1 protein-coding gene is annotated in these 255 nt (G+C 61.2%); it reads left to right on the top strand.

The features are described 5' to 3' along the window. On the top strand, nt 1–255 hold a 255-nt coding region (locus GM672_RS30315; RefSeq protein ID WP_260115716.1), incomplete at both ends, for an EF-Tu/IF-2/RF-3 family GTPase.

Here is a 255-nt window from a genome sequence, read left to right as displayed (position 1 = left end):
TGATGCCAGTGGAAGACGTGTTCTCGATCTCGGGTCGCGGCACCGTGGTGACCGGTCGTGTTGAGCGCGGCATCATCAAGGTCGGCGAAGAAATCGAAATCGTCGGCATCATCGACACCGTCAAGACCACCTGCACCGGCGTGGAAATGTTCCGCAAGCTGCTGGACCAGGGTCAAGCCGGCGACAACGTCGGTCTGCTGCTGCGCGGCACCAAGCGTGAAGATGTCCAGCGTGGTCAGGTTCTGGCCAAGCCAG

It is taken from the genome of Pseudoduganella buxea, assembly GCF_009720835.1.
Taxonomy (GTDB): domain Bacteria; phylum Pseudomonadota; class Gammaproteobacteria; order Burkholderiales; family Burkholderiaceae_D; genus Rugamonas; species Rugamonas buxea.
The sequence above is the reverse complement of the archived record's forward strand: the minus strand, read 5'-3'. Positions and strand labels throughout refer to the sequence as shown.